General features: G+C 34.4%; 22 protein-coding genes and 1 tRNA gene. 13 read left to right on the top strand and 10 right to left on the bottom strand.

The window, feature by feature from the left end:
* Positions 1–6: 6 nt before the first annotated feature.
* Positions 7–552 (top strand): DUF4136 domain-containing protein, encoded by a 546-nt coding sequence (locus E9099_RS09785; protein ID WP_136583451.1) that lies wholly within the window; start codon positions 7–9, stop codon positions 550–552.
* Positions 553–1,089: 537 nt separating this feature from the next.
* On the opposite strand, the gene E9099_RS09780 is transcribed toward E9099_RS09785, so the two are convergent.
* The 4 genes from E9099_RS09780 to E9099_RS09765 form a co-directional block, all read right to left on the bottom strand.
* On the bottom strand, positions 1,090–3,402 hold the full coding sequence (locus E9099_RS09780; protein ID WP_136583450.1) for a M1 family metallopeptidase: 2,313 nt from the start codon (positions 3,400–3,402) through the stop codon (positions 1,090–1,092).
* 64 nt (positions 3,403–3,466) lie between these two features.
* Complete coding sequence (locus E9099_RS09775) at positions 3,467–3,967, bottom strand: DUF6702 family protein (RefSeq protein WP_136583449.1); 501 nt, start codon at positions 3,965–3,967, stop codon at positions 3,467–3,469.
* A 61-nt stretch (positions 3,968–4,028) separates the two neighbouring features.
* Positions 4,029–4,796, bottom strand: a complete 768-nt coding sequence (locus E9099_RS09770) for a carboxypeptidase-like regulatory domain-containing protein (protein WP_136583448.1) — start codon at positions 4,794–4,796, stop codon at positions 4,029–4,031.
* Positions 4,783–5,595: a carboxypeptidase-like regulatory domain-containing protein gene (locus tag E9099_RS09765; RefSeq protein ID WP_136583447.1), complete on the bottom strand. Its 813-nt coding sequence runs from the start codon at positions 5,593–5,595 to the stop codon at positions 4,783–4,785. The genes E9099_RS09770 and E9099_RS09765 overlap by 14 nt, the downstream gene beginning before the upstream one ends.
* A 109-nt stretch (positions 5,596–5,704) precedes the next feature.
* Here E9099_RS09765 and pepE point away from each other — a divergent pair, with 109 nt between their 5' ends.
* Positions 5,705–6,412, top strand: coding sequence for a dipeptidase PepE (gene pepE, locus E9099_RS09760; RefSeq protein ID WP_136583446.1), 708 nt, complete (start codon positions 5,705–5,707; stop codon positions 6,410–6,412).
* A gap of 146 nt (positions 6,413–6,558) precedes the next feature.
* Here pepE and E9099_RS09755 read toward each other — a convergent pair.
* Positions 6,559–6,631: transfer RNA gene (locus E9099_RS09755), tRNA-Gly, on the bottom strand.
* A gap of 172 nt (positions 6,632–6,803) precedes the next feature.
* Between E9099_RS09755 and E9099_RS09750 the strand changes: the two genes are divergently transcribed.
* Both E9099_RS09750 and E9099_RS09745 read left to right on the top strand, forming a co-directional pair.
* Entirely contained in the window at positions 6,804–11,966 is a 5,163-nt protein-coding gene (locus E9099_RS09750; protein WP_136583445.1) for a beta strand repeat-containing protein, read from the top strand.
* Positions 11,967–11,969: 3 nt separating this feature from the next.
* Positions 11,970–13,109 (top strand): gliding motility-associated C-terminal domain-containing protein, encoded by a 1,140-nt coding sequence (locus E9099_RS09745; protein WP_136583444.1) that lies wholly within the window; start codon positions 11,970–11,972, stop codon positions 13,107–13,109.
* Between the two features lie 2 nt (positions 13,110–13,111).
* On the opposite strand, the gene E9099_RS09740 is transcribed toward E9099_RS09745, so the two are convergent.
* Positions 13,112–13,555, bottom strand: coding sequence for a GNAT family N-acetyltransferase (locus tag E9099_RS09740; protein WP_317130619.1), 444 nt, complete (start codon positions 13,553–13,555; stop codon positions 13,112–13,114).
* A 12-nt stretch (positions 13,556–13,567) separates the two neighbouring features.
* Here E9099_RS09740 and E9099_RS09735 point away from each other — a divergent pair, with 12 nt between their 5' ends.
* The 5 genes from E9099_RS09735 (at position 13,568) to E9099_RS09715 (ending at position 18,210) form a co-directional block, all read left to right on the top strand.
* Positions 13,568–14,083, top strand: coding sequence for a GNAT family N-acetyltransferase (locus tag E9099_RS09735; protein WP_136583443.1), 516 nt, complete (start codon positions 13,568–13,570; stop codon positions 14,081–14,083).
* Positions 14,080–14,808 (top strand): M15 family metallopeptidase, encoded by a 729-nt coding sequence (locus tag E9099_RS09730; protein WP_136583442.1) that lies wholly within the window; start codon positions 14,080–14,082, stop codon positions 14,806–14,808. The genes E9099_RS09735 and E9099_RS09730 overlap by 4 nt, the downstream gene beginning before the upstream one ends.
* Positions 14,809–14,833: 25 nt before the next feature.
* Positions 14,834–15,601: a M48 family metalloprotease gene (locus E9099_RS09725; RefSeq protein ID WP_136583441.1), complete on the top strand. Its 768-nt coding sequence runs from the start codon at positions 14,834–14,836 to the stop codon at positions 15,599–15,601.
* Between the two features lie 80 nt (positions 15,602–15,681).
* Positions 15,682–17,199: a 2,3-bisphosphoglycerate-independent phosphoglycerate mutase gene (gene gpmI / locus E9099_RS09720; protein WP_136583440.1), complete on the top strand. Its 1,518-nt coding sequence runs from the start codon at positions 15,682–15,684 to the stop codon at positions 17,197–17,199.
* A gap of 609 nt (positions 17,200–17,808) precedes the next feature.
* Complete coding sequence (locus E9099_RS09715; protein WP_136583439.1) at positions 17,809–18,210, top strand: BT0820 family HAD-type phosphatase; 402 nt, start codon at positions 17,809–17,811, stop codon at positions 18,208–18,210.
* Positions 18,211–18,213: 3 nt separating this feature from the next.
* Here the strand turns inward: E9099_RS09715 and E9099_RS09710 are convergent, their stop codons facing one another.
* Positions 18,214–19,485 carry an acetyl-CoA hydrolase/transferase family protein gene (locus E9099_RS09710; protein WP_136583438.1) on the bottom strand — a complete coding sequence of 424 codons (1,272 nt, stop codon included), beginning with the start codon at positions 19,483–19,485 and terminating at the stop codon, positions 18,214–18,216.
* A 120-nt stretch (positions 19,486–19,605) separates the two neighbouring features.
* Here E9099_RS09710 and map point away from each other — a divergent pair, with 120 nt between their 5' ends.
* The 4 genes from map to E9099_RS09690 are packed head-to-tail and all read left to right on the top strand — an operon-like array spanning position 19,606 to position 22,364.
* Complete coding sequence (gene map, locus E9099_RS09705) at positions 19,606–20,424, top strand: type I methionyl aminopeptidase (RefSeq protein ID WP_136583437.1); 819 nt, start codon at positions 19,606–19,608, stop codon at positions 20,422–20,424.
* Positions 20,424–21,197 (top strand): DUF3050 domain-containing protein, encoded by a 774-nt coding sequence (locus E9099_RS09700; protein ID WP_136583436.1) that lies wholly within the window; start codon positions 20,424–20,426, stop codon positions 21,195–21,197. The genes map and E9099_RS09700 overlap by 1 nt, the downstream gene beginning before the upstream one ends.
* Before the next feature lie 10 nt (positions 21,198–21,207).
* Entirely contained in the window at positions 21,208–21,981 is a 774-nt protein-coding gene (locus E9099_RS09695) for a class I SAM-dependent methyltransferase (protein ID WP_136583435.1), read from the top strand.
* A 14-nt stretch (positions 21,982–21,995) separates the two neighbouring features.
* Positions 21,996–22,364 (top strand): DUF423 domain-containing protein, encoded by a 369-nt coding sequence (locus E9099_RS09690; RefSeq protein ID WP_136583434.1) that lies wholly within the window; start codon positions 21,996–21,998, stop codon positions 22,362–22,364.
* 2 nt (positions 22,365–22,366) lie between these two features.
* On the opposite strand, the gene E9099_RS09685 is transcribed toward E9099_RS09690, so the two are convergent.
* The 3 genes from E9099_RS09685 to E9099_RS09675 form a co-directional block, all read right to left on the bottom strand.
* Complete coding sequence (locus E9099_RS09685; protein ID WP_136583433.1) at positions 22,367–23,347, bottom strand: FAD:protein FMN transferase; 981 nt, start codon at positions 23,345–23,347, stop codon at positions 22,367–22,369.
* 61 nt (positions 23,348–23,408) lie between these two features.
* Positions 23,409–23,786: a Na(+)-translocating NADH-quinone reductase subunit F gene (locus E9099_RS09680; RefSeq protein WP_136583432.1), complete on the bottom strand. Its 378-nt coding sequence runs from the start codon at positions 23,784–23,786 to the stop codon at positions 23,409–23,411.
* Positions 23,787–23,839: 53 nt separating this feature from the next.
* Positions 23,840–24,706, bottom strand: a complete 867-nt coding sequence (locus tag E9099_RS09675) for a DUF4846 domain-containing protein (RefSeq protein ID WP_136583431.1) — start codon at positions 24,704–24,706, stop codon at positions 23,840–23,842.
* Positions 24,707–24,722: the final 16 nt, after the last annotated feature.

The raw sequence follows: 24,722 nt of genomic DNA, 5'->3' as shown, positions 1-24,722 counted from the left end.
AATGCTATGAGAAAAATTATGAAATTGTTACCTGTTCTGTTAGTTGCATTAGTACTAACATCATGTAGTTCTGTTAAAGTAGCTGCGGATTACGACAAGGCTGTAGATTTTAACAACTACAAAACCTTCGCTTTTTTTAAATCAGGAATTGACAAAGCTGAGATTAGCGATTTGGACAAACGAAGAATACTACGTGCTATCGAATCGGAATTACTAGCTAAAGGCTTTACTAAGTCTGAAAATCCTGATGTATTAGTTAGTATTTTCACAAAATCTAATCAACGTGTAGATGTATACAATAACTCCTGGGGAGCAGGTGCTTGGGGTTGGGGAGGACCACGTTGGGGATGGGGTTATAATTCTCAACCAAACATATCAACATCAACTCAAGGTGTCTTATTTGTCGATTTAATTGATGCTAATAAAAAAGAATTAGTTTGGCAAGGCCAAGGTACTGGTTACCTATCTAAAAATGTAGAAAAGAAAGAGGAGCGTATTAAAGAATTTGTTGCTAAAATAATGGAGAAATATCCTCCAGGAATGACCAAATAAAACGCATCATTGAAAACTGTCGCTCACTTATAGATTTTACCGCTTATATCTTTCGACCGTGTTCAATGTGAACTTAAAATAAAAAAGGGATTACTTTACACAAAGTAGTCCCTTTTTTATTTTAAGTAAATACGGTGACGCCTAACCATTATCAATCAACCATTGATTTAACTTTAATCGATCTTCAAATAGAACATTAAACATATAACTACCCTATTTACCTTGTCATATTTTTATATGACCTTATAGTGACTTCTTTACCCAAAATCATACTTATTACAATATCTCTAGTCCTTTCCCCTTCTAGCTTTTCTGCATCCCACATTTCCAGTGTATCAACGCCATAAAGACGTCATTTGATTTGATGAGAATGTAAAAACCTTAAATCCACGACTACGGTAATAGCGCCTCAACATAAACAGCTATTCCCTTTACTATACACATACACGTGTTTTAAATTATGCTTAAAGTACACAAAATAAAGAAGCCCTTAAAACTTGCGTTTTAAGGGCTTCTAAATATTATAAAAAACTACGTTTAGTTTTTATTTTGCTCTTTAAAGTTATCAAACTCACTAGCCTTCATTTCTCTTGGCCAAGAGTTATTAGACACATCAACATCAGCAGTTTCTAATTTAGGATCTACAGTAATATTAACAATCTCTTTTTCCGTTGCTAAAGTTTTACTTACTTCTTTATCATTAAGCCTCCAAATTTGCGCTGGGTACGTTTCTGTTTTAGATGTACCATCTGAATATGTATACTCAACTATAATTGGCATCACTAATCCACCTGGCTTTTCAAAAGTCACTTTATAAAAGAATTTAGGCTCTTTAATTTTTGCACGCTCTTCTGCCGTAAAGTTATCCATAACATATTCATTTAATGTTGCAGAATTCTCTAAAGCTGTTTTTCCTTTTAAATTAGTATCAAAATCTTCACTTCCTTCTTCTACAAAAAATACTAAAGGTGGCAAATCGCTTAACTTCATTCCTCTTTGCTCTGCAATCTCTTTTATTTCTGCATTAGGCTCGTTAGATACATAATATTTCTTAACGTCTTTAACTCCTATATCAACATAATCTGTTGTGTAAAACCAACCTCTCCAATACCAATCTAAATCAACTGCTGAAGCATCTTCCATTGTACGAAAAAAGTCTTCTGGAGTTGGGTGCTTAAACATCCAACGATTAGCATACTCTCTAAAAGCATAATCAAACAATTCATGCCCCATTACTGTCTCACGTAAAATATTAAGTGCTGTTCCTGGCTTGCTATAAGCATTATTACCAAATTGGTATGTATTTAATCCTTTAGTCATAATAGGAGCGATATAATCTTGATCACCGCCCATATATCTTACAATATTAGCTGCTGGTCCACGACGTGATGGATATGCTGTTTGCCCTTCAGATAATGCTGCTGGATACCATTTTCCAAAATCTTGTTCTGCTACATATTGTACAAATGTATTTAAACCTTCATCCATCCATGTCCATTGACGCTCGTCACTATTTACAATCATAGGAAAAAAGTTATGTCCTACTTCGTGAATAATTACAGACATCATACCAAATTTAGTTCTATCACTATAGTTTCCATCTTTATCAGGACGACCATAATTCCAGCAAATCATTGGATACTCCATCCCTTGCTCTTTAGCATGAACAGATATTGCCTTATGATAAGGATAATCAAAAGTCATACGAGAGTAAGACTTTAAAGTACTTGCTACTGCTTTAGTTGACCATTGTTCCCATAATGGGTTTCCTTCTTTACCATATAACGATACAGCCATTACATCTTTACCACCAATCTTAACACTCATCATGTCCCAGATATATCGTCTTGACGTAGCAAAACCAAAGTCACGTACATTTTCTGCATATAACTTCCATGTTTTAGTCTTTGTTGCTTTTGTACTTAACTTAGCAATAGCTTCGTCTTGTGTTACGATAACAACAGGCTCATCATAAGATTTCTTCGCTTGTTCGTAACGTTTCATCATGTCTTTTGAAAAGACGTCTTTTCTATTGGTTAATTTTCCTGTACCATCTAAAATATGATCTTCAGGCACAGTAATATTTACTTCAAAATTTCCGAAAGGTAATGCAAACTCATCACGTCCCCAAAACTGAGAATTTTGCCATCCTTCCACATCATTATATACAGCCATTCTTGGATAAAATTGCGCTATAACATAGGCTCTATTATCATCTTCTGGAAAATACTCGTATCCAGAACGCCCTCTACCATTTACGTGGTCATTAATATTGTACCACCATTTAATAGAAAAAGAAAATGACTCTCCAGACTTTAAAGCGGTTGGCATTTCAACACGCATCATAGTACGATTAATCATATGTGGTAATGCACGACCTTTAGTATCTTTTACTTCCTGAATATTAAATCCTCCATCAAAAGCTTCTGTCAAATAACTATTTGTAAAACCTGCTGGTGTAGTTGCTGGTTGCGCAGCGTCATCACTAATTAACGGAGTTTTAGAATCTTTAGCACGCATGTTTTGATCTAACTGAACCCATAAATAATTTAAGTTATCCGGAGAATTGTTAGTGTACGTAATGGTTTCATAACCTGATAATTTTGCATTAACATCATCAAGTTCTAAGTCCATTTTATAATCTGCTTGCTGTTGATAGTAAGCCGCACCTGGAGCACCTGAAGCTGCTCTGTACATATTAGGTGTTGAAAACTCTTCATACAACTGCTTAAACTTGTTGTTGTTTGTGTGACCCGGCTGACGCTCTTTCTGGTCTTCCTTTTGGTCTTGTGCAAAGGCACTTACAGACACGAAAAGTGCCGAAAGAAATAGATACTTTAATTTTTTCATTTGTGAGTGGTTGTTACTTTAAGGTCGTCAATTTAACAAAAATTAACGTTGTATAAATAGTTTATTAAAAGTTTAACAAACCTTTATCTTTCTGTGGTATTAAAACAAAAGTCTTGTTTTTGCCATTTATATTATTTCTGACAATGTTTTTTTGATCATCAAAAATATCAAATAAAACTTTGTTTTGAATTTCAAAGCTTTTGATAGAAGACACATTTTCTATTTCTAGAAAACAACGCATAATGTCATCATCATACTCTTTACCAATAAATTTTAAAATTGAAGGCGCTCCGTTAATACTGATATATATTTTTTCTGAAAGGTACTTCTTTATATAGCCATCAATTATTACTTCGTCTTGACCATCATTTAAAGTCACATTTTTATCATAACGTTGACGCACTAATTTCTCTATGTCATCAACAAAAATTCTTGATATTATTTGCACCGATTGTTTGTCTTTCACATATTCTATTTGCGTGATACTGACATAATATTTATGGACAGCAGAAAAAGAAAATAACGCAAACAAACTAACTAATATAATATATTTAAATGGCTTCATGAAGAGTGATTATGATTACAAATCTAATTGAATAATGGCAAAAAGTATTCCAAATACTATTTTATTCTTTTTCTGATAAATTTTGATTGTATTGTTCGAGTTTTAATTTAAAAAACATAAGCGCCTCTAAATTGCTAGCGCCACACTTTTGCCTAAATAACGGATCTTCTTGTACAAAGTAAAAAAAATCCACATGATGTTGTTCATCTAAAGTATTGTTTTCAAAAAAATCTTCTGACAAATCGTTTTTTAACCTTGACAACAAAGCATCATCGTTTTCTAATTTTATTTGGGCTTTTATCCTTTTAGTGCGTCCTGTTATCGCATTGATAATTGGAATTAAAGATATAAACCTACCTCCATTAGTTGCCTCAAACAAACGCCGCTCAGATTGTGTTTTTTGCTTGCCTTTATAACCAGGAATACCAACATCATAAAAATTAATTAAGGGTCTTGCTTTGGAATTAGAAACATCATCTAATAAATTCCCAGATAAGGGCTTAACTAAAAACACTTCGTCCAACTCATTAACAAAAGTCTCAAGCGCAACTCGTAATGTTTTTGAAGCTATATCGTCTTCATTTATAACCTTAAATAAAGTCTTATATTGAACGGCAGAAAAAATAACCGTATCGTTTAATTTGGCTGAAATAGAGAATACACCATCACTATTTGATGTTGCACTAGTGAATGACGTCTTATTTAAAACATGTATCCCTTCAACATCTTCATCCCCTGATATAGTCCCTGATAATTCATTTTTTTGAGCTTGAGTATAATAAAAACCACATAGAATAATTACGGTTAAAAATAACTTATTCTTTTTCAACGGTTGCTTTTAAAAACTCTTGGCTTTGTGCATTAAGATGTTCTATTAACTGCATTTCTTTACCTTTTTTTAGTAGAGTAACATCAAAATCGTTAACTTCAACATAAGCGATAAATGCCTCTACTTGATCCTCGGGCACTTTAAAGTTTACGGTGTAATAATCATGATTATAAATATCTCCTAATGTCGCAAATTCCTGTTCTGTAGACACAGTAGTATCGTATTTATTATTGTCTTTTTTCTTGAATAACAACCCAACTAAACCTCCTAAAATAGCCATACCATCTGCCTGGTATCTTATTTTTTCGTTTTGACTCATGGCTGCCAAGTTTTCAACCTTACTATATTCGTCATCAGCAAACTCGTAGAAACTAATATCATTAACTCCAAAGTAAATAGCATCCATATCAGGATTATAAGTTTCTACATTTGTAACATCGTCTTTTAAAAAACCTGTTAAATTGTAAGGTAAAATAACAACCTCATCTAGCTTATTAACTTGCTCGATTAAGTACACATTCATTTGCTTAGAATCTATAACCTCTTTAGCCACAACAACATTAAAATCCTTAAACTGAAGTGCTGACACACTAATTTTGTCATTTAACATTGCGTCAATTGTAAACATACCTTTTTTATCAGTTATGGCTCCCTTATTGGAAGACGAGTTAAAAATAGTTATCCCTTCAAGATCTGGAGAGTCGATAATAATTTTCCCCTTTACCTCAACGCGAGTAGAATCTTGTGCAGATGCAAAACTAAAAGTCAATAATAAAAAGGCAAGTAAATATAATTTCATGTTGGTTGATTTTAGGTAAATTAAAAACTTTTAGTCTTAATTTTAATGTAAAGCCGCTATAATCTTTTGTTAAAAGCTTCTAATAACTAAATTTACAAAAACTATACTTATGAAACAATTATTAATCGCAAGTACTTCCACCCTACATTCTGGAGCATACTTGGACTATTTACTAGATGCTTTAAAAATTCATTTTAAAGACATAAAAGACATTATTTTTATTCCGTACGCACGACCTAGTGGTATTTCTCACGACGATTACACACAAAAAGCAGCAGAAGCTTTTGCTAAAATCAATATAAACGTTATCGGTTTACACACGTTTAAAAACCCCGCTGAAGCTATAGCAAATACTGAAGGTGTTTTTACTGGAGGTGGAAACACCTTTGTTTTAGTTAGTGCATTGTACAAACACCAATTATTAGAACCATTAAAAGCAGCCATTAATAGCGGAACGCCATACTTGGGAACTAGCGCAGGGAGCAACATCTGTGGATTAAATATCCGTACCACTAATGATATGCCAATTGTATACCCTCCAAGTTTCAAAACATTAGGATTTGTCCCTTTTAATATCAATCCTCATTATTTAGATCCAGATAATAATAGCACGCATATGGGAGAAACTAGAGAAACTAGAATTAAAGAGTTTCATCAATTTAACACACAACCTGTTGTTGGATTACGCGAAGGTAGCTGGTTAGAGGTTAAAGGACAATCGATACAACTTAAAGGCGCATTGCATGCTCGAGTTTTTGAATATGACACAGAACCTTATGAAATAGAAACAGGAACATTTTTAAATGAGTTAAAATAGAAAACTAAAAGTATAAAATGACTGTAATACATCTACAAAATTGTCACTCTACAAGTCTCCATAGGGCTAACTACTTGAAAACAAACAGAAATACTATTTCATATTATTCCACAAAAAAAGCTTCATCGTTATGATGAAGCTTTTAGAGCGAGAGACCAGGTTCGAACTGGCGACATTCAGCTTGGAAGGCTGACGCTCTACCAACTGAGCTACTCTCGCGATTCCGATGGCAAAGATACTACTTATTTGCGATTAACAACTATCTTTTACTAATTATTTTAGTGTTTTTAAACGAGTTTATACGCGCTTAATCGGCAAGCATGCGTTAAATTGAACTATTTTATTCAAAAAACAAGGAATTTTCCTTATTTTCGATTTAAAACCCCGAATAATGAAAAAGTTTTTAGCAATACTTACTCTTTTACTTTCTGCAAATTTATTTGCCCAAGTAAAAATAGGTGATAATCCTCAAACTATAGATCAAAATTCAATATTAGAACTGGAAAGCTCTGAAAAGGTATTGGTCGTTACACGAATTTCTGGTGCAGAAATGAATGCGATTACCCCTTTAAACGGAGCAGTAGTTTACAATACTGATGTCAATTGTTTATTTCAATATAACAATAACTCTTGGACAAGTCTTTGTATTGATGTTATGTCGAGTGAAACGATAACAGCTCTTGTGGATAACAATGATGGCTCAATTAGCTATGTCAGTGAAGATGGAGCAATAACCATAATATCTAAATCTGCTCTAATTGATAATGGAGATGGAACTTTTACTTTTGACAATGGCAATGGGACACCAATAATTTTAGATGTTTCTGCATTAGAAACTGTCACTACGCTTTTAAACAATACTGACGGCACATTCACTTACACCTCAGAAGACGGTACTATTACTAATGTTAACACAAACAGCGCTGAAACACTAACCGCTATAGTACTTAATGCTAATAACGCAAGTATCGATTATTCCGACGAAGATGGCGTAATAACCAATCTAAATCTCGCAGCAATTATAGCAAACCTTGAAGCACTAACCACTATCGTGGATAATAATGATGGAACATTAACCTATACGGATGAAGATGGTGTCACGACAACTTTAGATGTTGCCAACTTGGAAACACTAACGACTATCGCTCTCAATACAGATAACGCAAGTATCGATTATACTGACGAAGATGGTGTGGTAACCAATCTAAATCTTGCTACAATTATAGCAAACCTTGAAGCTCTAACCACTATCGTGGATAATAATGACGGTACATTAACCTATACGGATGAAGACGGTGTTGCGACAACTTTAGATGTTGCCAACCTGGAAACATTAACAACAATTGCTCTTAATACCGATAATGCAAGTATCGATTACACTGATGAAGATGGCGTAATAACCAATCTAAATCTTGCTGCGATCATTGCGAATCTTGAAGCTCTAACCACTATCGTGGATAATAATGACGGTACATTAACTTATACGGATGAAGATGGTATTGCGACAACTTTAGATATTGCCAACTTGGAAACACTAACGACTATCGCTCTCAATACAGATAACGCAAGTATCGATTACACTGATGAAGATGGTGTAGTAACGAATCTAAATCTCGCAGCAATTATAGCAAACCTTGAAGCTCTAACCACTATCGTGGATAATAATGACGGTACATTAACCTATACGGATGAAGACGGTGTTGCGACAACTTTAGATGTTGCCAACCTGGAAACATTAACAACAATTGCTCTTAATACCGATAATGCAAGTATCGATTACACTGATGAAGATGGTGTAGTAACCAATCTAAATCTTACTGCAATTATAGCAAACCTTGAAGCTCTAACCACTATCGTGGATAATAATGACGGTACATTAACTTATACGGATGAAGATGGTATTGCGACAACTTTAGATATTGCCAACTTGGAAACACTAACGACTATCGCTCTCAATACAGATAACGCAAGTATCGATTACACTGATGAAGATGGCGTGGTAACCAATCTAAATCTTACTGCAATTATAGCAAACCTTGAAGCTCTAACCACTATCGTGGATAATAATGACGGTACATTAACCTATACGGATGAAGATGGTGTTGCGACAACTTTAGATGTTGCCAACCTAGAAACATTAACAACAATTGCTCTTAATACAGATAATGCAAGTATCGATTACACTGATGAAGATGGCGTAATAACCAATCTAAATCTCGCAGCAATTATAGCAAACCTTGAAGCTCTAACCACTATCGTGGATAATAATGACGGTACATTAACCTATACGAATGAAGATGGTGTCACGACAACTTTAGATGTTGCCAACCTGGAAACATTAACAACAATTGCTCTTAATATAGATAATGCAAGTATCGATTATACAGATGAAGATGGTGTAGTAACGAATCTAAATCTCGCAGCAATTATAGCAAACCTTGAAGCTCTAACCACTATCGTGGATAATAATGACGGTACATTAACCTATACAGATGAAGATGGTGTTACGACAACTTTAGATATTGCCAACTTGGAAACATTAACAAGTATTGCTCTTAACACAAACAACGCAAGTATCGATTACACTGATGAAGATGGCGTGGTAACCAATCTTAATCTTACTGCAATCATTGCAAACCTTGAAGCTTTAACCACTATCGTAGATAATAATGACGGTACATTAACTTATACGGATGAAGACGGTATTGCGACAACTTTAGATATTGCCAACCTAGAAACATTAACAACAATTGCTCTTAATACAGATAATGCAAGTATCGATTACACTGACGAAGATGGCGTAATAACCAATCTAAATCTTGCTGCGATCATTGCGAATCTTGAAGCTCTAACCACTATCGTGGATAATAATGATGGTACATTAACCTATACGGATGAAGATGGTGTTGCGACAACTTTAGATATTGCCAACCTGGAAACACTAACGACTATCGCTCTTAATACAGATAATGCAAGTATCGATTACACTGATGAAGATGGTGTAGTAACCAATCTAAATCTTACTGCAATCATTGCAAATCTTGAAGCTCTAACCACTATCGTGGATAATAATGACGGTACATTAACCTATACGGATGAAGATGGTAATCCAACAATAATCGATGCTTCAAATTTAGAAACACTAACAACCATAATAAATAACGGCGATTTAACTTACACTTATTTAAATGAAGATGGAACACCTGTCGTAATTTCTGTAATTGACAATGATAATGATTCAACAAACGAGCTTCAAGATTTATTTTTAAATGGAACAGAACTTCAATTATCTACTCCGGGAACAGCTGGGAATTTAGTCGACTTAACTGATCAAATTACATTACCAATGTTTGCCAATGGATCGAATACAAATGATGAAATATATTGGAACGGTACAGATTGGGTTTATGGGACGCGTGTTGCAACAGTCAATTTAATTAGTCCTGATGCCGATGGAAACATCAATATACCCATTGGAAATGTTTATACCGGACCAACTACCTCAACTGGCCAAATTGGCCCCAATGAAATCAATGGAACACCTCAAGAAGGTGATATATATGTAGTCAATAGTGACGCTCCTGATCCAGCTCAAGTTGGAAACACCTACATTTATGATGCAGATACCATGGATTGGATTGCTATCGATCCTTTTAATGCCGCACTTTACGACCCAAGGTATGTCAACGTCACTGGAGATACTATGGTTGGTAATTTAGACATGAGCTCAAATACAATTACTAGCTTAGGTACACCAACAGGTCCCTCAGACGCAACCCCAAAATCTTATATTGACGCCATTGGTTTAGTCGATAATGGAGATGGTTCTTTTAGTTTACAAAAACCTGACGGCACTGTTGATTCTGTATCCAAAGCGACACTTACAGCAAACTTAGATGCAACTTATACTTTTAATAATAATGATGGAAATCCAATAACTATTGATATTTCTCAATTGGAGACCCTAACGACTATTGCGTTAAATACAGATAATACTAATATCAATTATACTGATGAAAATGGCATTATAACTCAATTAGATTTAACAGATATCGTAGAAAATTTAGAAACGGTTACGACTCTAATTAATAATACAGATGGCACCTTTACATATACTTCGGAAGATGGTACTGAAACGACTTATGATGAAACTACTACTAACATCGCTTTAAACACAGACGACACCAACATCGATTATACTGATGAAAACGGTTTAGTAACGCAATTAAATCTTACCGATTTAGTAGACAACTTAGAAACTGTGACGTCATTAACATTCAACACAACGTCTAATCAATTAGAATATTTAGATGAAAATGGAATAGCGAATGCAATCGATTTAAATTCAATTGTACACACAGGTACACAAGGATCAGTATTTTTTGCTGGGGCTGATGGCAATCCTACAGAGGATAATAATCAATTATTCTGGGATGAAACAAATAACAGAATGGGTATAGGTACAAATACACCTGACAATAAACTACAAGTTTCTGGGGCTATACGTTCGGCTGGCTTTCTTAACTCAGATGGTAATGCAGGAGAACCTGCCTATAGATTTACTGACGACACAAACACAGGGCTTTATAGTCCTGCTGCTGATGAGATAGGTCTTACAGTAGGAGGTTTAGAAGCTGTCAATATTGATGAAACAAGTGGAGCTACCACAGTAACAATTAATGAAACTTTAGATTTAGACGGTCCTTTACTTGACGAAAATGATGCGCCAGGAACTTCTGGGCAAGTATTAACGGCAACTGCTACTGGAACAGAATGGGCAGATGCAGCAGCAGAAACAGTAACAACAATAACTGGAAACATTGCTACAGGAAACACCATAGCAACTTACCAAAACGAAGATGGAGACACAGAAGACATTAATGAGACTATTACCACTTTTGTGCAAGATGACACCACAACAACAGGAGATCCTACGGCAACAGGAGAAATAACTTATACAGATGAAGAAGGTACAGAATTTAAAGCTCAAGTTGTAGCTGCAGAAACGGATAACCAAATAGAAGTTGGTGCAAATGGTGGTGCTTATTTAGGACCAACAGTTTATACTGGGACTTTTATTATTTCAACAGAAGGAATTGTAACCATTACTGGTATACCTTTTAAGCCGTCACAAGTAACATTTGTGGCTAATGCGAATGTAGAGAGTTTAAATATTGATTCAGATAATGGAACAGCAAATAATGACAGAAGTATCAAAAACTCTTTTGGAACTATGAATGGTTTTGCTAGAAATACTAATGGCACACTAATCCAACAAGTTATGTATACAGGTGGTCATGGTGCTTCTATAAATGATAATTCTAGATATGCCAGTAGCTCAAATTGTATCGGTATTCGTTATGGAGATTATAACGGATCTAGTCTTGGCAAAATCGAAGCTGCATTCGGAACATTTACTCCAGATGGTTTTACAGTTTCTGTAAATTACACTGACGGAGTTATTACAGCTAATAATTCTAATTCACTACCTAGTATTCGGCCAGATGATATTGACGACGAAGCCTTATTAGTAATATTTACAGCGTATAAATAAACTATGAAAACAATAACATACATACTCGTATTATTTATCTTTCAAGTTAGTTTTGCGCAAGATGCATTTCATAACTTCGGAAATTTACAAATCCATGATCAAGGTCAAATGGGTTTCCATATTGACTTAGAAAACGATGGAACATTTAATCAAAATTTAGGTCTGGCCGGATTTTACAGCTTTGATAATTCTCTAACAATATCGGGAACAGAAATACCGCGATTTTTTGACATTGAAGTGGCAGTAGATGATCATTTGTTTTTAGAAATCAACACAGAAGTAACAAACGGCGTCGATTACCTAATAGGAGATGTTATTACACCTAGATTAAACCCAGACATCTCGCTTGACTATTTAAACAATGCCGTATACGCATTAGAAGATGATTTGAGAAATGTTGATGGTTATGCCTCTGTTAGCAGTAATCAATCCTTTGTGTTCCCTATTGGTCAAGACGATAAATTCAGACCTTTAATTACACCTGCTCAGCCTAGTGTTGTTACGTTTAGTGCAGCCTATTTTAATGAAGACCCAAACTTCCCTTCTACTTTCAGTAACTCATTTGACACTAATACTTCTGAAGGCATCATTAATCAAGTTAACACAGAAGAATTTTGGGATTTTGATGGTAAAGATTTAACCTACGTCACATTAACTTGGGATCAAGAAAGTCAAATAGATAATTTAGTTTCCGACTTAATGAACTTAAGAGTTGTAGGCTGGAGTAAGACCGAAAATAAATGGTTAGACTTAGGTAACTCAGCAATTACTGGAGATACAAACAATGGCACCATTAGCTCTGTCGAGTTTATCCCAGAAGACTACGACATCATTACCTTTGGGGCTTTAATAGGTAGTGATGGTTTAAACGTATACAACGCAATTACTCCTAATGGCGATCAATTAAATGACGTCTTTATTATTGAAGGTGTAGAATTGTTTAAAAACAACTTACAAATTTTTAACCGATGGGGAAGAATTGTTTATGATGCAGAAAATTATGACAACTCTTTTAATGGTGTAGCCAATAAAAATGTTGTTGGTACTCAAGGCGAAAAACTACCAGTTGGCACTTATTTTTATGTATTACAACTGACAGAAGAAAACAAAAGCTATTCAGGTTGGATTTATCTTACATATTAAACTTACAGCGTTTTATAAAAGTGATAACCAAAAATTTCATACCCTTCGTTATAATAAAACTTATGCGAAGGGTAATTTTGAACATAAGTATTTAATTCAGAGATATTACAACCTTTACTTGTTGCGTAGCTATAAAGCCACTTAAAAAACTGTTTCCCTAAACCTTTACCTTGGTAAGACTCTTCAATATAAACATGATCTACCTCCATGCTTTTCCCGGCATAATGTCTCGTTTGAAACCACATGCCAGAAATCCCAATTAATATGTCACCGTCATAAACACCAGCGCACTCATAATTTTGCTCTACCATTTCTGCAAAACGCTCTTTTAAAACAGCATCCGAGTTTTTATTATTGGTTAATTTCTGCATTAAAGGAATAATACAGTTAATTTTATCTTTTTCAATTAATTTAAAGCTGAAAGACATTGCTATTGTTTTCGTCAAAATTAGTTAATTTTGAAATATAATATTATTTTAAATTATAGATTTAACACGACTATGGCTGGTAATTTATATTCAAAAGAAAACATAACCTTTACCATCAAGTCAATCAATGGTTTAGAAACAATACCTGTAAGACAAGAAGTCTTGCGCAAAGGCAAACCAGTTGAAGCCTGTATATTTCCGCAAGATAATCTAGATAGTACTTATCATTTTGGATTGTACACAAAAAACAAATTAGCAGGTGTCTGTACTTTTGTAGCGGATCAATCGCCTTTATTTACAGCCCCAATACAATACAGATTAAGAGCAATGGGGGTTTTAGAAGACTATCAAGGCTTACATTTTGGGAAGCATTTATTAACTCATGGAATAGATTATTTAAAAACTAAAAACATAGACCACTTATGGTTTAACGCACGTATTACTGCTTTAAACTTTTATAAAAATAACGGTTTTAAAACGATTGGAGAAGTTTTTGACATCCCCGAAGTTGGACCACATTACGTCATGCATAAATCATTAAAATGAAAAAACAACAGTTAATTAAATTTCTAGTAATAGCTTGTATCACACTTGCTACAGTACCACAGTTTGCATTTTATCAATCGTCTATTTCTAATGACGAATTAATAGGAAAAGGAACTCCAAAACTATTTGGTAATGGATACAACCTTAGAGCGGAAGCAAATACCGCATTCAAAAAAATGCAAGCTGCAGCCTTAAAAGACGGCATTAGTATTGGAGCAGTATCAAGTTACAGAGGTTTTGCTCATCAAAAACGCATTTGGGAACGCAAGTTTAAAAGCAACAAAGCCAAAGGTTTATCTGACATGGCCAACATCAAAAAAATAATAGAATACTCTACAATCCCAGGAACTTCTCGACACCATTGGGGAACAGACATTGACATTTACCAAACTAATGTCAAGCAACCAAAAAATGTTTTGCTACCTAAAAACTTTCACGCTAATGGCCCTTACTGCAAACTTAAAGAATGGACGGACGTTAACGCTGCCAAATATGGTTTCTATTTAGTGTATACTGATAATGCAAATCGTAAAGGATTTAAATACGAACCTTGGCATTTTAGCTACAAAGCATTATCCTCTGAGTATTTAAAAGCCTACAAAACATTAAATATTTCTGAAATATTAAAAAAAGAAGCTTTATCCGGAAGCGATTCTTTTTCGGAACTATTTATAAATCAATACATCAACCAAAATATTTTAGATATTAACCCAGAACTTTTGTAAATTGTAAGAGTACACAATTTTAACTATAATGAGAGGAAATTTAAAAGGACGACTACTAATCGGTTTATGTATAGCTGCTTTTTTTGGCTTTAAATACTGCAGTCAGCAAGAAGTAAACCCCTATACAGGTAAAAGACAAGCGATATCCATGACTACGGATCAAGAAATCCAAATGGGTCTACAAAGTCGTGATCAAATGGCTGCTCAACATGGTGGTTTGTATCCAAACGAAAAACACCAAGCACTAGTCGATAATGTGGGTAATAAACTAGTTAATAGCAGCATCGCTAAAGAAACGCCATATAAATATGAATTCCATTTATTAGCAGATCCCAATACCATTAATGCTTTTGCATTACCTGGAGGTCAAATATTTATAACATATGCCTTATACGCTCAATTAGAAAACGAAGATCAATTAGCGGGTGTTTTAGGACACGAAATTGGTCACGTTTTAGGAAAACATAGTGCCGAACGTATCGCCAATTCAGAGCTTTGGCAAGGCTTGTCTACAGCTGGATCTGTTGGTGCAGATGCTGGAGGTTTTATACAACAATACGGCATGACAAAATTATTGACTAATGGTCGTGAGGACGAGTTAGAAAGTGATGATTTAGGCGTTAGATTTATGCTTCGTGCAGGATATAACCCAGAAGAAATGATTAAAGTCATGGAGATTTTAAAACGTGCAGCAGGACCAAACAGACAACCAGAATTTCAAAGTACACATCCTGACCCGGACAACCGTATCGAAGAAATTAGAAAGTCGATTAAAAAATACTCGACCAACTAAAACGTTATCGTAAACAAACCTTAAAGTCCTGCAATTGCAGGACTTTAGTTTTTATATTTGTATATACAAAATCTAATAAAATGAACAAAAAAGTAATCTTAATGATTTTAGATGGTTGGGGAAAATCTCCTGACCCGAAGGTCTCTGCAATAGATAATGCTAACACACCTTTTATAGATAGTTTATATACCAAGTATCCAAACGCACAATTACGCACAGATGGTTTACACGTTGGATTACCCGAAGGTCAAATGGGTAATAGTGAAGTTGGACACATGAACTTAGGTGCAGGACGTATTGTCTATCAAGATTTAGCTAAAATCAACCTAGCTATTGATAAAAATACACTTGCAAAAGAACACGTATTACAAGACGCTTTTAGTTATGCTAAAGCGAATAATCAAAATATTCATTTTTTAGGATTATTAAGTGATGGTGGTGTACACTCTCACATTAATCACCTAAAAGGATTAATTGATGCTACGGAAGCTTCTGGTGTAGAAAACGCCTATATTCATGCCTTTACAGATGGTCGTGATGTCGATCCAAAATCGGGAAAAGGATTTGTTCAAGATTTAGAAACATTCACTAAAAATAAAAACACTAAACTAGCTAGTTTAACCGGTCGTTACTATGCAATGGATCGTGATAACCGTTGGGAACGTATTAAATTAGCATATGATGCCTTAGTTAATGGTACAGGCGAATTATCTAATGATTTACCACAAAGTGTGCAAAACCATTATGATGCCGATATTACAGACGAATTTATAAAACCCATTATAAAATCAAATGCAGAAGGGCTTCCATTAACAACCATTAAAGAAGATGATGTGGTTATCTTTTTTAACTTCAGAACAGATCGTGGACGTGAGTTAACCGATGCTTTATATCAAAATGATCATCACGAACAAAACATGCATAAATTAAACTTGTACTATGTAACCATGACTAATTATGGCGATGCTTTTACAGGAATTCATGTCGTGTTTGATAAAGATAATATTACAGAAACCTTAGGTGAGGTTTTAGAAAAAAACAACAAAACACAAATACGTATTGCGGAAACGGAAAAATATCCTCACGTGACCTTTTTCTTTTCTGGTGGACAAGAAACGCCATTTAAAGGAGAAAGTCGCATCTTAAAAAATTCGCCTAAAGTCGCTACTTACGATTTAAAGCCTGAAATGTCTGCATTTGAATTAACAGATGCATTAATCCCAGAATTAGAAAAAGAAACGACGGATTTTGTCTGTTTAAATTTTGCAAATGGTGATATGGTTGGTCATACAGGATCAATGTCTGCAGCTATACAAGCTTGTGAAGTGGTTGACAAATGTGTAAAACAAGTCGTGACTACCGCTTTAGCACATGGTTACACGACACTATTAATCGCCGATCATGGTAATTGCGAAACCATGATTAATCCAGATGGCTCTCCAAATACAGCACATACAACCAATCCAGTGCCTCTTATCTTAATTGACAAGGAGTTAAAAGAGATAAAGGATGGTGTTTTAGGTGATATGGCTCCAACTATTTTAAAATTAATGGGCATAGAACAACCACAAGCAATGACTTGCCATAGTTTGGTATAACTAAAATTAAACATCAAAAAAACGTTCCATTTTTAATCGATAGGACGTTTTTTTTGTTTCAGAGACAAGATACTCAAACAAACAATTATAAATCTTTCAACTCACTTAACTCCTCTTTCTTTTTATTTCTTTTAAGCTGAAATAAAAATTCATTCTCCTCTTAAAATAAGAGGAGAGCTAACACAACTCTATTTATATACAGCCTTATTTTAGTCATACGCCAGTTCGAGTATTTTTTAGGAACGAAAAAAGTGTATCGAGAACTCATTCTTTAATTCTTCTAGACTTTTACAATAACAGCATCGGCTCTTATCATTCTAAATCAAAAATCACCAACTAACTTAACTCCTCTTTCTCTTTATTTCTTTTAAGGTGAAATAAAAATTCATTCTCCTCTTAAAATAAGAGGAGAGCTAAAACAACTCTATTTATAATACAGCCTTATTTTATTCATATGCCAGTTCGAGTGTTTTTTGAGGCACGAAAAAAGTGTATCGAGAACTTCTCTTTAATTAATTTTAAGTTATGTTCTAGTTAAAGTACAACTACAAAGACTACACTTTCTTTTACTAATAATTATTGTATTTTTGAATTCAATTTTTATATAAAATGAAGCTTTCTAAAGGACTTATAATTGCAGTAGATTTTGACGGCACCATCGTAGAAGATGGCTATCCTGGCATTGGACAAGAACGTCTTTTTGCTTTCGAAACCTTAAAACGCTTGCAATCTGACGGTCATCGCTTAATTTTATGGACTTACAGACATGGAAAAAAACTAGACGAGGCAGTTGCTTTTTGTCAAGACAATGGAATTACCTTCTATGCGGTAAACCAAAGTTTCCCTGAAGAGGACTTTAAAAATGAAGTTAGTAGAAAAATTAACGCTGATCTTTTTATTGATGATCGCAATATCGGTGGCATTTTAGGTTGGGGAGAAATCTATCAGATGTTAACTAATGACACGCCCCAACTACCAAAACCAAAGAAAAAGAGTTGGTTTAAGTTTTAATTACTAATATTTTATCATATCAAAGTACTGCCTATCCACAAGCTCTCTATGATCTGGATGTGCAATATTAACTAATGCTTTAACCCGCTCTTTAATTGTTTTTCCAAATAAATTAGCCACACCATATTCTGTTACTACATAATGCACGTGTGATCGCGTTGTAACCACACCTGCTCCAGGTTTTAATGCTGGTACAATTCTGCTGATTCCTTTTCTAGTTACCGATGGTAGTGCTATAATTGCTTTACCACCTTCGCTTAAAGAAGCCCCTCTAATAAAATCCATTTGTCCCCCAACTCCAGAATACATGTGCGCACCAATACTATCAGCGCAAACCTGTCCAGTAACATCCACTTCTATTGCACTATTAATGGCAACCATTTTAGGATTTTGTTTAATAATGGACACATCGTTTGTATAATTTGATGCTCTCATTTCAACAAAAGGATTATCATCTACATAATCATACAAGCGTTGCGACCCTACTAAAAAAGTAGATAATGCACGTCCTCTATTAATAGCTTTGTAGTTTCCGTTTATTACATTTTTCAAAATTAAATCAATAACTCCATCAGAAAACATCTCAGTATGCAGCCCTAAATCTTTATGATTTACCAATCGCGTTAGCACTGCATTAGGAATAGAGCCAATACCCATTTGCAACGTGCTTCGGTCTTCAATTAAATTAGCCACATAATCACCGATAGTATTTTCAATAGCTGTTGGTTCTACCATATCATGACCCGGTAATGGTTGATGACTTTCTACAAACGTATCAATCTCTGACACATGGATAATACCTGCACCGTGTGTTCTTGGCATATATCTATTAACCTGAGCAATAACCGTAGTTGCATTGTCAATAGCTGCTAAAGTAGCTTCAACAGAAACACCCAAAGAGCAATACCCATGTTTATCTGGTACAGACACATGTATAAAAGCAACATCTAAATCAATAATATTACGCTTAAAAAGCACTGGTAACTCACTTAAAAAAACAGGTGTGTATGAGCCGTTCCCTGCTCTTAAAGTATGTCTCACATTTTTTCCAATAAAAAAGGAATTAACATGAAAACTATCTTTCAATTCGGGATTAGCATAAGGCGCTTCACCTTCCGTATGTAAATGACACACTTCTACATGACGTAATTCTTCGTGTCTTTTAGTCATGGCCTGAATCAAAGATTGAGGTGCTGCAGCAGCAGCCTGAATATATACACGATTATTAGATTTTAAAACTTTTACAGCTTCTTCTGCAGTGACTGATGTGAACATAATATTAATTTTAGACGACAAAAATACTATATAACATAACCTCAAAACCTGTTAAATGTCATGTCTCTAAAATAAGAAAAACGGTTTATTTTAAGTATATTTGCCCATATTTTTTTAAGCATGATTATAGTAAAAACAAAAGAAGAAATAGAATTAATGCGTGCAGCTGCATTAGTTGTTTCTAAAACATTAGGAGAAGTTGCTAAAGCAATAAAACCAGGTGTTACAACCCTACAATTAGATAAAATTGCAGAAGAACACATCAGAGATTTAGGTGCCGTTCCTGGGTTTTTAGGATTATATGATTTTCCTAACACCCTATGTATGAGTCCAAACTCTCAGGTTGTTCATGGTATACCAAACAATACACCACTAGTTGAAGGTGATATCATATCTGTTGACTGTGGTTCTATTTTAAACGGGTATTATGGAGATCACGCTTATACTTTTGCTATCGGTGACATTGCTCCTGAAACAGCAAAACTACTTCAAGTTACTAAGGAATCTCTATACGTTGGTATTAAAGAATTGAAAGTCGGTAATCGCGTTGGAGATGTAGGCTATGCTATTCAAAAATATTGTGAAGACCATGGTTATGGTGTTGTTCGCGAATTAGTAGGTCATGGTTTAGGAACCAAAATGCACGAAGATCCAGAAATGCCGAATTATGGTAAACGTGGACGTGGTAAAAAGTTTATTGAAGGTATGGTTGTGGCTATTGAGCCTATGATAAACCTTGGTACGCAACGTATCAAACAACACAGAGATGGTTGGACAATTACCACTTTAGACGATAAGCCAAGTGCACATTTTGAACACGATATCGCTATTGTAGACGGTAAACCAGAATTACTATCAACTTTTGCTTATATCTATGAAGCTTTAGGCATTGTTAGTAATGAAGAAGATGAGTTTAGACAAAAAACTTTAGTTTTATAATGACCATTGCGACTTTAGAAGACAAACTGAAACCGCTAAGACACCAATTGAATACACACAAATTGTATTCTGTTTTAAATAACTTAGAGGATGTTAGCGTATTTATGGAACAGCATGTTTATGCCGTTTGGGATTTTATGTCTTTACTAAAAGCACTACAAAATCAATTAACCACCACGACGTTACCTTGGGTTCCAGTTGCCAATCCCGCTACTGCTAGATTTATAAATGAAATCGTTTTAGGTGAAGAAAGTGATATTAACGAATTAGGTGAAGCTCAAAGTCATTTTGAAATGTACTTGGAAGCGATGGATCAAATTGATGCCGATACAAACCAAATTCAACTATTACTTTCTAATTTACAAAACGGACTATCCGTTACAGAAGCATTAACTAAAGTTAAACTAAATACAGAAACTTTAAAATTTGTCAAATTTACGTTTGAAGTTATTGATACCAACGAAGCACATAAAATAGCAGCCGCATTTACCTTTGGTCGTGAAGATGTGATTCCTGATATGTTTTTCCAGATTATCAACCAGTCCAAAACGAATAGCAACTCCTATAGTAAATTAACGTATTATCTTAAACGTCATATCGAATTAGATGGTGACGAGCATGGACCTCTATCTTTAAAAATGATTGAAGAACTATGTGGTCAGGATACGACTAAATGGAATGACGTTTTAGAAGTTTCAAAATTAGCTCTACAACATCGCATTACCTTATGGGATGGTATTTATAATTTAATTACATCACCTACATTAGAATAAGCCTAAGTCCTTGAAAAAACTATTCAAATTAGTATTAAATACGATCCCTAGACCTTTATTAATAAGACTAAGCTATTTGGCACGTCCCGTTTTAGCCTTCTTTTTAAGAGGAAACACCTTTACGGACCCTATTGATGGTAAAAGTTTTAAAAGCTTTTTATCTTACGGTTATGGTACACAACGCGACAATGTCTTATCTCCATCAACTTTAAGTTTAGAGCGCCACCGGTTATTATGGTTGTATTTACAAAATGAAACTAGTTTTTTTACGCCAACTAAAGACAAAAAGAAAGTGCTTCATTTTGCACCAGAACAATGTTTTTTGAAGCGTTTTAGAGCCTTAGAAAACATAGACTACACAACGACTGATTTATTATCACCAATTGCAGACGTAAAAGCCGACATATGTAACCTTCCTTTTGAAGATAACACCTATGACGTCATCTTATGTAATCATGTCTTAGAGCATATCCCGGATGATACTAAAGCAATGCAAGAATTGTTTCGTGTTATGAAACCTGGCGGTTATGGCGTATTTCAGATTCCGCAAGACTTAAGCAGACAGACCACATTTGAAGATAATACAATTACAGATAAAAAGGAACGTGCTGAAATATTTGGACAGTATGACCATGTGCGCGTGTATGGCTATGACTATTTTAACAAGCTTAGAGACATCGGTTTTATGGTTAATGAAGTTGATTATACGGCCAAACTTTCCGCGGAAGCGATAAAAAAATACTGCTTAGCTCCAGGAGAAATTATTCCTGTAGTCTATAAATAATAAACTTTTTTATAATGACACAACATATAATACTTGCAACGGGTGCTTTTTTCGGGATGTTATCGGTAATTTTTGGTGCTTTTGGAGCACATGCATTAAAGAAAATTTTATCTGTAGAGCAATTGCATAGTTTTGAAGTAGGTGTCAAATACCAAATGTATCACGCTATTGTACTAATAGGACTTGGGTTAAACACCGCTCCTATTTCTGCTGCAATATACTGGTGTTTTACAATTGGGATTATACTCTTTTCTTTTAGTATTTACGGTCTAATTTTGTCTGATGCAAAAGGAAAAAAATTACGGTTTTTAGGGCCAATTACACCACTTGGAGGATTACTTTTAGTAGCAGGTTGGTTATTACTATTAGTGTCTGCCTTTTAAAACTAATTAGTCTTAAACCCATTAAACGCTTTGGTTTCTAATGTGTTTTTATCGTTTTCGAAAATCAAAAACGCTTGTAACTCTGGATGTTTAGACATAAAGTAATCTACTTTTTTAACTCCCATAGCCTGAAAAGCTGTAGCATAACCATCTGCCATCATACAATTATCAGCAATTACCGAAACGCTTAAAATATTAGTTTTTGTAGGATACCCTGTTTTTGTATTGATAATATGTGCATATTTATTACCGTTTTCGTCAATTTTAAATTTACGATACGTCCCGGAAGTTGCCATAGCTTTATTTTCTAGAACTAGCGTATTATTATAACTCTGTGATGCGTCAAAATTTGGATTTTCAATCCCCACAGTCCAACCTTTCTGTTTATTAAGATGTGTCCCTTTTGCTCGTAACTCGCCACCTATATCCACAAGATAATTTTCAACATTTTTAGACTCCAAAAAATCAGCAATGACATCAACACCGTAGCCTTTAGCTATTGCATTAAAATCTATAAATGTTGTTGTAGGCTTCTTAATTGTATGACCTACTAGTTCTACTCTATTTAAACCAACATAACGCACTAAACTATCCACTTTAATGCTATCTAAAGCCGTTTTGCTGTTTTCGGAACCAAAGTTCCAAGCGTTTACTAAGCGCCCAATAGTTGGATCTAAAACACCTTCAGTTTCTCTATAGATTTGCTTTGCTGCTGTCAATACGGTAATAAAATGATCATCTACTGTCACCGCTTCATTTCTATTTAGTTTTGAAATATCAGAATTAGCTTGATAGTTAGACATCGAATTATTAATAACCACAAACAAGCTATCAAATTGCTTGGTATAACTTGCCCCATCAATATCATAATATTGCACACTGTAACTAGTACCAAACATTGGGCCCGACACTTTTAATAATTGGGGTTCTTTTTTACATGACACAACAGTGATCGCACACAGCATTATAATCAAATTTTTCATGGTAATAAAGATTGGTAACGGCCTTATGAATACACAACGTTAATCATAAACACCGTTAGTATTAATTTAAGTTAGTTTCGATAAGTTGTATTCCGTTGTACTCAATTAAGTATTCTTCATTTAAATAAATGGGCAAGTCTTCTCCCTTGGGATTTCCCAGACCAACACCCGCATATAATACTTTAGAATTATGTTCTTTTGCATGCTGTTTAAAAGATTCCATCCATACAATATCGTAATTATTGGCGTTATCAGGGAGCATAACTGCCCGAACAATAACAAAAAAATACTGCTTATTTTTATCCATGCATACAAACTGCGGTTGCTTTTTAAGCTGACTGTTTATAGCAATAAATTCAAAACCACGTTTTTCTAGGTCTTTACCGACATGATTCATGGCTAGATTATGTAACTCTTGTTTGGAAAGTGCTTTACTCATACTGCAAAAATAAAGCTTATTTCGCTTTCGCGGAATAAAAGCCGAGTAACAAATTACTTAAATCTTACAAATTTAGAATTGTAAAATGTAAAATTAGAGACAGGAATAACGGCGTCCATCTTTAAACTATACCAAGGAGATATAATATCATCATCAAGATTTTTAACTAGATGTACACTTTGTGCTGGTGTATTACCTTGAAATAATAAAAACAACTTTTCGCCATTTGTATTAATGGCTTCATCTGCCAACATCACAATATGTCCTGGACTACCTCCTAAAATAAGCATATCTCCAATTTTTAAATCTTCGACATTAGCTATAGACTTCAACTCATTGTACAATGATAATGTACCAGAATACATATAAATTAAATTTAAATAGTTGTAGAAATTTGCTTTACTAAAATCTGCTCGAGCTGTTTTACTAAAAGATACTTTATTACCATTAACCTTCGGTCTGAATCCAGCCGCATATTTACTCCAAGAACAATAATGCCCTGAGGTAAATTTAAAGCCTATTTCGTCCTTTCTATCGTTGTCCCAAAGGTATTCGCTTCGTATCCTAATTAAAGCATCAGCACATTGTTGTAAACCATTTTTAGGAACTGGAATTTCTAAAACACCAATATGCCCTTTCTGCCAATAATACTCAGAATCGTCATAATTGATAATCTTACTCCCAAAAGGTTTGAGTTTATAGTTTCTGATATAGTCTTCAAAACCACCTTCAGGATAACTCGATCTTTTATATCCCAAAGGCGTATTAACTCGGGAAGCAATAGTCAAACTATCTTTATCAATATTATTAAAACTTGTAGACACCGCTTTAACCAATTGTTTTATTGGTACTGGACTAAGTTTATATACCAATAATACAAGCGTGACTATAATTAAAATAATAAGTGAAATTTTTCTCATACTACAATAGAACGAA

It is taken from the genome of Psychroserpens sp. NJDZ02 (assembly GCF_004843725.1).
Lineage (GTDB): Bacteria > Bacteroidota > Bacteroidia > Flavobacteriales > Flavobacteriaceae > Olleya.
This window is presented reverse-complemented; position numbering and strand designations above follow the sequence as displayed.

Bases quoted from the DNA above. Each gene is read 5' to 3' on its own strand.
- gpmI (WP_136583440.1), top strand. From the start codon at position 15,682: ATGAACAAAAAAGTAATCTTAATGATTTTAGATGGTTGGGGAAAATCT.
- E9099_RS09680 (WP_136583432.1), bottom strand. From the start codon at position 23,786: ATGAGTAAAGCACTTTCCAAACAAGAGTTACATAATCTAGCCATGAAT.
- E9099_RS09750 (WP_136583445.1), top strand. From the start codon at position 6,804: ATGAAAAAGTTTTTAGCAATACTTACTCTTTTACTTTCTGCAAATTTA.
- E9099_RS09675 (WP_136583431.1), bottom strand. From the start codon at position 24,706: ATGAGAAAAATTTCACTTATTATTTTAATTATAGTCACGCTTGTATTA.
- E9099_RS09730 (WP_136583442.1), top strand. From the start codon at position 14,080: ATGAAAAAACAACAGTTAATTAAATTTCTAGTAATAGCTTGTATCACA.
- pepE (WP_136583446.1), top strand. From the start codon at position 5,705: ATGAAACAATTATTAATCGCAAGTACTTCCACCCTACATTCTGGAGCA.
- E9099_RS09745 (WP_136583444.1), top strand. From the start codon at position 11,970: ATGAAAACAATAACATACATACTCGTATTATTTATCTTTCAAGTTAGT.
- E9099_RS09690 (WP_136583434.1), top strand. From the start codon at position 21,996: ATGACACAACATATAATACTTGCAACGGGTGCTTTTTTCGGGATGTTA.
- E9099_RS09780 (WP_136583450.1), bottom strand. From the start codon at position 3,402: ATGAAAAAATTAAAGTATCTATTTCTTTCGGCACTTTTCGTGTCTGTA.
- map (WP_136583437.1), top strand. From the start codon at position 19,606: ATGATTATAGTAAAAACAAAAGAAGAAATAGAATTAATGCGTGCAGCT.
- E9099_RS09715 (WP_136583439.1), top strand. From the start codon at position 17,809: ATGAAGCTTTCTAAAGGACTTATAATTGCAGTAGATTTTGACGGCACC.
- E9099_RS09775 (WP_136583449.1), bottom strand. From the start codon at position 3,967: ATGAAGCCATTTAAATATATTATATTAGTTAGTTTGTTTGCGTTATTT.
- E9099_RS09765 (WP_136583447.1), bottom strand. From the start codon at position 5,595: ATGAAATTATATTTACTTGCCTTTTTATTATTGACTTTTAGTTTTGCA.
- E9099_RS09685 (WP_136583433.1), bottom strand. From the start codon at position 23,347: ATGAAAAATTTGATTATAATGCTGTGTGCGATCACTGTTGTGTCATGT.
- E9099_RS09700 (WP_136583436.1), top strand. From the start codon at position 20,424: ATGACCATTGCGACTTTAGAAGACAAACTGAAACCGCTAAGACACCAA.
- E9099_RS09710 (WP_136583438.1), bottom strand. From the start codon at position 19,485: ATGTTCACATCAGTCACTGCAGAAGAAGCTGTAAAAGTTTTAAAATCT.
- E9099_RS09785 (WP_136583451.1), top strand. From the start codon at position 7: ATGAGAAAAATTATGAAATTGTTACCTGTTCTGTTAGTTGCATTAGTA.